The 6,681-nt window shown below is 45.0% G+C and carries 7 protein-coding genes and 1 pseudogene; 6 read left to right on the top strand and 2 right to left on the bottom strand.

The annotated features are described in order from the left end of the window. Positions 1 to 70: 70 nt before the first annotated feature. Positions 71 to 514, bottom strand: a pseudogene (locus QUA10_RS25475) (IS1 family transposase); the annotation flags it as partial. 642 nt (positions 515 to 1,156) lie between these two features. Here QUA10_RS25475 and QUA10_RS25470 point away from each other — a divergent pair. The 6 genes from QUA10_RS25470 to QUA10_RS25445 all read left to right on the top strand — a co-directional run bounded on the left by QUA10_RS25470 (position 1,157) and on the right by QUA10_RS25445 (position 5,448). Further along, positions 1,157 to 1,378 (top strand): DUF3285 domain-containing protein, encoded by a 222-nt coding sequence (locus tag QUA10_RS25470; protein WP_333085280.1) that lies wholly within the window; start codon positions 1,157 to 1,159, stop codon positions 1,376 to 1,378. A gap of 206 nt (positions 1,379 to 1,584) precedes the next feature. Further along, positions 1,585 to 2,121, top strand: a complete 537-nt coding sequence (ybeY, locus tag QUA10_RS25465) for an rRNA maturation RNase YbeY (protein WP_333085281.1) — start codon at positions 1,585 to 1,587, stop codon at positions 2,119 to 2,121. A gap of 161 nt (positions 2,122 to 2,282) precedes the next feature. Beyond that, the gene (locus QUA10_RS25460) at positions 2,283 to 2,795 is read left to right on the top strand and encodes a diacylglycerol kinase family protein (protein WP_333085282.1); all 513 of its coding nucleotides are present in this window, start codon (positions 2,283 to 2,285) and stop codon (positions 2,793 to 2,795) included. Positions 2,796 to 2,973: 178 nt separating this feature from the next. Continuing rightward, on the top strand, positions 2,974 to 3,561 hold the full coding sequence (locus tag QUA10_RS25455) for an aminodeoxychorismate/anthranilate synthase component II (protein ID WP_333085283.1): 588 nt from the start codon (positions 2,974 to 2,976) through the stop codon (positions 3,559 to 3,561). A gap of 330 nt (positions 3,562 to 3,891) precedes the next feature. Continuing rightward, a complete protein-coding gene (locus QUA10_RS25450; RefSeq protein ID WP_333085284.1) occupies positions 3,892 to 4,674 on the top strand; it encodes an MBL fold metallo-hydrolase in 783 nt (260 codons plus the stop codon). Between the two features lie 165 nt (positions 4,675 to 4,839). Then, positions 4,840 to 5,448, top strand: a complete 609-nt coding sequence (locus tag QUA10_RS25445; protein ID WP_333085286.1) for a fasciclin domain-containing protein — start codon at positions 4,840 to 4,842, stop codon at positions 5,446 to 5,448. A 265-nt stretch (positions 5,449 to 5,713) separates the two neighbouring features. Here QUA10_RS25445 and QUA10_RS25440 read toward each other — a convergent pair whose 3' ends face one another. Further along, positions 5,714 to 6,661 (bottom strand): cobalamin-binding protein, encoded by a 948-nt coding sequence (locus QUA10_RS25440; RefSeq protein WP_333085287.1) that lies wholly within the window; start codon positions 6,659 to 6,661, stop codon positions 5,714 to 5,716. Positions 6,662 to 6,681: the final 20 nt, after the last annotated feature.

The following is a 6,681-nucleotide window of genomic DNA, read 5'->3' as shown; positions in this document are numbered from 1 at the left end:
TAATTATGAAATGGAACCGAAAGATAAAAAATAAAGGCAACTTAGTTAATGCAGTTTAGATGTTTGACAGCTTACTAACTACATCCCACAAAGGTTCAAACGTTTTAGGACGCTGGATCTCCTAATACCCATCCTAGAATACCTGGTCTAAAGTAATCTACTGCTGTCCACACCCAGATTGTTTTTTTTCTCCTATAAAGGTTTGTAGCTCATCTAGTTCTCCTACTTCTGGAATTGTCTCTAGATCGTAAGCGGATGGTAGCAGCTTTCCAACTTGCTTGAGCTAATTAATTAGTGTCGTGTGATGCAGGTCTTTGACTCTCTTGCTCGCACGAAAACCCATCCCATTGACATATATTTTTAGGTATTGATATTTAACTTCTTGCGCGTAACACTGCTGGGTTTGATAGCAATCTCTAAATTGCCTGCCACAGTCAACATAAATATAATTTTGCTTGCCTTTATTCGGCGCATTTTTATTAACATGAGTTGACTTATCTTCAGGAAATTTCATTGGCTTTGACTTTCAGTTAATTGGTTTTTGTGAATCGCTCACTCGCTCTATGGTACCTCAATTCAACAACGCCAAGAAAAGATTGGCAATGTTCAAGGTAAAGCTGCTACTTTGCACCAAATAGCAGGAATTTATGCGGATTAAGGGGAAGTAGCAAAGGCGATCGCATTTTATGAAAAATCTCTGGAACTTGAGGAAAAGATGGGCGATTATCGAGGAAAAGCTGCTACTTTCGGAAGGTTAGGACAGTTGTTAGCAGATAAGTAGTTGGACAGAATTAATTACACAAAATAGAATCTGAAATTCTCTTTCTGTGAGCCTTACAAAATTGTAGGTGTGTAAATATTTTTGTCGGTGTACTTAAGAAGAGAGATTTTGACAAAGCTTTGAATTATTTACAGCAATCTTTGGACATTTTGCAGCATTTGCGATCGCCCGAGGCGGAGACAGTGAGGCGAATTATTGCTGAAGTTCAGCGGATGGCTGATGGCTGAAGAAAGTTTAGCCCGATTCTCTGCCGCCCGAAACCAGCCTGCGACAATCTGAAATCTAAAAAATCCTACACAAAACGTTACATATTTGTTAACATCGGGACGAGCCTGTCCTCAGCAGCCCCTCTGTTAACCTTCTAAACTAACCGTAATGAGTCAACCTCCCTCAGCAATTCCCGCCTCCGAAGAGTCCGCCGCCGAAACCCAGACAGCGCCGACAAACACCGCACCTCCACCGAGTTATGTCAAGCTGGCGATGCGGAACATGGTTCGCAAGCGGGCGACTTCTTTGTTTCATTTTGCCTTGACGGCGGCGGGACTTTTAGGCGTACTCGTCGGTTTGGCTTTTCTCGATCGCTATTTCAATTCTTAATCCGGGATTCCAACAATCAGCCTCTAATTTCTGCTGATGTTTTTGATCTTTCTTAATCGGGAGTTAAGCTGATTGTTCTGCCTGCCTGTTGCAATCTCTAACAGATTACTGTATCTTTCCAGCAACAGCAAAATCCCCTGCCGTTCGATCGCGCAATTGGAATTTGTAAAAAAATTGAATATATCCCTTGACAGGAGAGCAAAAAAATGTTAATAGAGGTGAACGTCGAAGACTGTTACGGGCTCGCCCAGCAGTCAGCCGACGCTTCCAACCTCCCTGAGAGTGCAGCCAGCGGGGAGATTTCAGCCGAAACGTGGGAAAATTGGTTTAGCGTTTGGCTGGAAAACCAGGCGGCGGATGTGCCAGCGGCTCCAGGCTACGAAGTCAGTCTGCGTTTAACCGCTGATACGGAGATGCAAGCCCTCAACCTCCAGTACCGCCAGCTCGATCGACCGACTGATGTACTAGCTTTCGCATCTTTAGAGGTAGACTGTCCTCAGCTAGAGGAAATGCAGTCATCTGAACCCCTATACTTGGGTGATATCGTCATCTCGATCGATACAGCTAACCGACAAGCCCAGCAGCAAGGACATCCCCTGAAGACCGAACTAGCTTGGCTGGCAGCCCACGGTTTTCTGCATCTTTTGGGCTGGGATCACCCGGATGAAGAAAGTCTGACTCAAATGCTCGATCGACAAGAAACATTGCTGCGGGCGATCGGTCTCACGATCCAAACAGCATAACTGAAGTTGATGGTTATTTAACAAATCATGTCAAGCCCAACATAACTTTCTGAAATTAAACCAAAACTTTAGTAAAAACTTAGAAAAGTTACCTAGACTTGATGAAGTTAATTTCAAAAGTTTAGCTTTCATTCATCTCTGTAAATTAAAGTTGGTTCTTTATGACACTAGATAGACCCTCAATTTCATCACAAATCGCACAGTTTCTGCCCATGCCTCAAGACTCTTCTAGCCAGACAGTCCAGGAGCCGAAAAAAGCCTTGAAATACAACCGAGAGCTGTCCTGGAAAATCGCATCTAGCTTAGCTACGAGTTTTAGATACGCTTGGGGGGGTCTGAGTTATGCTTTTGAAACTCAGCGCAATTTTCGGATTCACACAGTTATTGGCACTTTGGCGATCGGACTCGGCCTATTTTTGCAACTCAAACCAGTAGAAATATCTGTGATCGGCGTCACCATTGGCATAGTTTTAGCAATGGAACTGTTGAATACGGCGATCGAATCGGTGGTAGACTTGACAGTCGGGCAATCTTATCACGAACTAGCCAGAATTGCCAAAGACTGCGCTGCCGGAGCAGTTCTGGTATCGGCAATGGCTGCGATCATCGTCGGTACTGCACTTCTGCTTCCTCCTTTGTGGGCAGTCGTTCAAATTGCGATCGGCCGTCAGTAACTTATTGGGCGATGGCAAATTTTAGGTTTTAGATGACCAATTTGAGATTTTTAGTTTTATTCGTCTATATTGCAGCTATTTTTATCTTAGGCATCTATCTAAAATCTTGAAACCCTTGCTTTCAGGGAGCGAGTTAACCTAAAATCTAAAATCTAAAACCTAAAATCTAACTTAACCCGTGATTATAGTCATCGATAACTACGACAGTTTTACATACAATTTGGTACAGTATCTAGGAGAACTAGGTGCTGAATTGCCTGTAGCCAGCGAAGTGCAAGTCTACCGGAACGACCAAATTTCCTTAGCAGAAATTCGCCAATTGCAGCCGGCAGCAGTGGTGATTTCTCCTGGCCCGGGGCGGCCGGAAGATGCGGGAATTTCTCTGGAATTAATCAAAGAATTGGGCCCGACTTTACCAATTTTAGGCGTGTGCCTGGGACATCAAAGTATCGGTCAAGTATTTGGCGGGAAAATTGTTTCTGCACCCGTGTTGATGCACGGCAAAACTTCTCAGGTAGAACACGCAGGAGTCGGAGTTTTTCAGGGCGTGGAATCGCCGATGATTGCAACTCGCTATCACAGTTTGGTAATTGAAAAGCAGAGTTGTCCAGAAGTTTTGGAAATGACCGCTTGGGTTGAAGACGGAACTATTATGGGTGTGCGGCATCGGGAATATCCGCACATTGAAGGTGTACAGTTTCACCCGGAAAGTATTTTGACGACTTCGGGAAAGCAATTATTACGAAATTTCTTGAAACGGCTTTAGTTGGGTTTTGAATTTTGAGTTTTTGTCTGAATCTTTGGGGTGCGTAATGCGAACCTGACGGTTGAAATTATCTAACTTTGTAGGGCGCGCAATGCAAACTTTACGGTAAAACTATGGTGCACATTTTCGCATCTCAGGCGTCCACAAAAGGATACAAGCCCCCGAAAATCGTTGTGGTGATCCCCAAATTTTAGACGAAAGTTCCATATCCCAGATTCATCTGTGGAGTAAATCTAAAATCTAAAATCTAAAATCTAAAATCTAAAATCGACTGGCGGTGTTTTGTGGTATAACAACAGACGACCAACACCCGACAACCCCAACCACAAGATGAAACGGCGACAATTAATACGTTACGCACAGACGGGTTTGCTAGCAGCTTTCTTCACTGGTTTGCCATCTGGATGGGAAAGCTATCAAGCTCAAACTGCTGATTCTTTGTCGATTCAGTGGTTGGGCCACACTTGCTTCTTGTTCTCCGGAGGCGGTGCGAGGGTGCTGGTGAATCCTTTTCGCCCCCTGGGCTGTACCGCAGGCTATCGCTCTCCTAAAGTGCCAACAGATTTGATTCTGATTAGCAGCCGATTGCTCGATGAAGGGGCGATCGACGGATTTGCGGGCAATCCCGGCCTTTTGTACGAACCAGGGGCTTACAGGTCTAACGGGCTGCGGATTCAAGGGATTCGGACGGAAAAAGACCGTGAGGGAGGAAGGCGATTTGGGGTCAATGTGGCTTGGCTGTGGCAGCAAGCGGGCGTTAAGATTTTACACTTGGGCGGAGTTGCTGGCCCGATCGGCATTGAAGAACAAATCTTGATCGGGCGGCCCGATGTAGTGCTGATTCCCGTGGGCGGCGGGCCGAAAGCTTACACTCCGGCGGAAGCGAAGCAAACTTTGCAACTTCTCAAACCGAAGATGGTGATTCCTACACATTTCAAAACCCAAGCCGCCGATGCTGCTGCGTGCGATTTGGTGCCGCTAGATGAATTCTTGGCGCTGATGGATGGTACGCCGGTGCGCCGATTGAATAATGACACGATTTCGATCAAAGCTGGTGACTTACCCCAAACTGGTTCGGTGATTGAGGTTTTGAGTTACAGATTTAGCGGTTGATGCCAGATTTCTTAGGTTGCGTTATATTAAGGAAGTTTTGTTCGATCGGGGCTGCAAGAGAAATTTCTCTCTACCTTAGCCTCTGGCAACCTTGCCTTTTGTCGAGATTTGGCTAACATAACAATTCATGTTCACGGTTTTATCTCATAAGGAAATGCAAGCGCAATGAAAAATCAAAATTTACCTAGCTGGATGAAACAAGTCACAGGTTTCGCAGGAATAATCGGCGCTAGCGCGCTAATCGGTTTCCCGGCTTGGGCTCACATCACCTCCAACACCAATGTTGCTAATGCAACTCAAACTCAACCAGTTCCAGGAAAGGTGAAAACCGCTGCTTCACCGGCACCAACTTCCGCTGCTAAGGATATTGTTGGTATTGCATCGGGCGACCCTCAATTCAAGACGCTGACAAAGGCTTTGGGAGCAGCCGACTTGGTTGCAACTTTACAAAGAAAAGGCCCTTTCACTGTTTTTGCACCGACAGACGCGGCATTTGCTGCTTTGCCAGAAGGAACTGTGGAGAATTTGCTCAAACCGGAAAACAAAGCCAAACTTACTAAGATTTTAGCTTACCACGTTGTTCCTGGTTCGGTTGTATCAACTAGCCTAAAATCCGGCGATGTTGCAAGTGTGGAAGGCAGTTCGCTAAAGGTGGCTGTTAACGCAGGCAAAGTCACTGTCAGCGGCGCTAATGTTGTGAAAGCTGATATCAAAGCTAGCAACGGCGTGATTCACGTAATTGACAAGGTGCTGATGCCGCCCGATGGGATGTAAGACTAGAGGTTTTTGCATCAATTGAGATCGAATTCGATTAAATGAACGGGAAGTAAGGACACAAAATTGTTGTGTCCTTATTTTTATGGCAAGCGATTCAGAATTAATCTAGATCAAGCTTTAGCTAGCACCAGGTACTTACCACAAAGAATTGGTTTAAAGCCCCAACCCTTGCAGGGAGAAATTAAAAGAAGACTATTCATTACTCCAATCCTCGGACTTCCAGGTAGAGCTCGCCCCGCCGTCAACTGTCAACTGTCAACTGTCAACTGTCAACTGAAAAAAATGGCTGCCAACCCTTACCCCGATAGCCAAAATCGAAGATTTCGGGATGGAGAATTTCTGCTAAAATTTCTAACGAATCAACCAATCTCGGCCCCGGTCTATTAAAGTAAGAATTGCCGTCAGTTATGTAAACTTTCCCCGTTTTTACTGCTTGCAAATTAGGCCATTCTGCGTATTTAGTTATCTGCATTGCTTCGCTGCGAGTGCGACTTAAATCAAAGCCGCAAGGCATGAAAATAATTACATCGGGATTAGCTTCTACTAGCGATTCCCATTTTAACCAAGGGGAATGTTCCCCGACAATTCCAAACAGCGAATTGCCTCCCGCCATTGCCACTAATTCGGGAATCCAGTTACCGGCAGCCATCAAAGGCTCAATCCATTCGATGCAGGCTACTTTGGGTAGTCTTTCTTTTGTGGTAATAATAGATGATGCTTGTGTTTTCGAGGTAATAGCATTGATGCGGGATTGCAAAAGGTCGATCGCACTTTTGCCATCTACGCCCAAAGCATCAGCCACTAGCTGAATATCCGTCCAGATTTCTGCTAGCAAATTAGGCTGCAAAGAAATAATTTCCGGCTTGCTATTTACCAGCGTGCTTACTGCTTGTTCAACCTCTGTTAAAGAACAAGCGCAGACTTCACATTGAGCTTGAGTAATAATGTGAGTCGGCTGCAATTTTTCCAAAGTATCTATTTCTACTTTATAGACACTCAGCGCATTTTGCAACAATTCTGTCACGCGGTTGTGAATTTCGCTGCTAGTTCCTTCGGGATTAAATTTTGGCTGAGTGCAAACAGGTAAGTTTTGGATGGCTGGGGGATAATCGCATTCGTGGGAACGGCCCACAATTGCATCGGTTAATCCTAAAAGTGCTACAATTTCGGTGGCACTGGGAATTAGAGAAACAATTCTTGGTTGGTTCATTGGTGTTCTGTTTTTTACAG

It is taken from the genome of Microcoleus sp. Pol8_D6 (genome assembly GCF_036700965.1).
GTDB lineage: Bacteria > Cyanobacteriota > Cyanobacteriia > Cyanobacteriales > Microcoleaceae > Microcoleus.
Note: the sequence above shows the minus strand (reverse complement) of the source record. Positions and strands in the feature narration are given on the sequence as shown.

Excerpts from the sequence above, each read along its gene's own strand:
- ybeY (WP_333085281.1), top strand. The coding sequence starts at position 1,585 with ATGTTAATAGAGGTGAACGTCGAAGACTGTTACGGGCTCGCCCAGCAG.
- QUA10_RS25440 (WP_333085287.1), bottom strand. The coding sequence starts at position 6,661 with ATGAACCAACCAAGAATTGTTTCTCTAATTCCCAGTGCCACCGAAATT.
- QUA10_RS25470 (WP_333085280.1), top strand. The coding sequence starts at position 1,157 with ATGAGTCAACCTCCCTCAGCAATTCCCGCCTCCGAAGAGTCCGCCGCC.
- QUA10_RS25460 (WP_333085282.1), top strand. The coding sequence starts at position 2,283 with ATGACACTAGATAGACCCTCAATTTCATCACAAATCGCACAGTTTCTG.
- QUA10_RS25450 (WP_333085284.1), top strand. The coding sequence starts at position 3,892 with ATGAAACGGCGACAATTAATACGTTACGCACAGACGGGTTTGCTAGCA.
- QUA10_RS25445 (WP_333085286.1), top strand. The coding sequence starts at position 4,840 with ATGAAAAATCAAAATTTACCTAGCTGGATGAAACAAGTCACAGGTTTC.